The 884-nt window shown below is 68.9% G+C and carries 1 protein-coding gene; it reads right to left on the reverse strand.

Translation table 11 applies throughout. The annotated features are described in order from the left end of the window. Nucleotides 1-65: 65 nt before the first annotated feature. Nucleotides 66-884 (reverse strand): hypothetical protein (locus CCN39_RS49100; protein WP_208630719.1); only part of this gene is annotated, 819 nt, incomplete at its 5' end.

Consider the following 884-nt stretch of genomic DNA (forward strand, 5'->3'; position numbering starts at 1 on the left):
GGCGAGGACCGGGCAGGGCGTCAGGTCAGCGGGCGGTACGGGCGCACCGTTTCCAGTGGAAACGGTCAGGCGGCCTCGTCACTGGCCTCCGGTCGGCTGCCCAGGGCCACCTTCGAGGCTTTCCCGTCCTTGATCCGGTGGATCTTTCCTGCCTTTTCCAGCTTGTTCAGCACGTTCGCGAAGGTCGACTCCGTCACCCCGCAGGCGGCCAGCAGCTGGCCCCGTTCCACGTAGTCGATGTCGTCGGGGTCGATCTCGTCGCCCTCGTCGACCATGTCCACGTACATGGGGTCGGACTCGTCGCGGAGGGCGGCCAGGACCTTCTCCTCCGACGTCAGCTCCTTGTTGGACACCTTCGGGAGGTTGACGCCGGCGAACACGGTCCCGGCCTCGCCGGTCCCGCCTTCGCCGTCCTTCTCCTCGAAGCCGGGGATGGGGGTCATGGCCAGCTCCTCCATGTACGCCTCGTCGCCCCACCAGGGCACGTCGACCGGCGCCAGGATGTTCTCCGGCCGGATGTGCTCGGTGGCGTCCTCCAGCGTGTCGATGCGCATCATGCCCGCGCGCCCGCCCGGCGCGGCGACGTAGCCGAGGCCGAAGGTGCGGCGCGGGTCCGACTCCGCCATGGTCGGGTCGTACACCAGCGAGTCGTCCTCCTCCACCCACACCGGCGGGATCAGCGAGGGGTCGATCCCCTCGAAGCCGGGGGGAAGGTCGCCCAGGTTCACCTGGTCGCTGTCGGTGCGCAGGATGATCCAGGTGCCACCGGCCAGGAGGTTGGCGCGGATCGCCTGCTCCGAGCCCAACTGGTCCAGGTTCACGGTCTGGTTGATCAGGACCCAGGGCATGCCCATGGACCGGGTCAGGGAAGCGCCGTCCTTGAC

It is taken from the genome of Amycolatopsis kentuckyensis (assembly GCF_002155975.1).
Lineage (GTDB): Bacteria > Actinomycetota > Actinomycetes > Mycobacteriales > Pseudonocardiaceae > Amycolatopsis > Amycolatopsis kentuckyensis.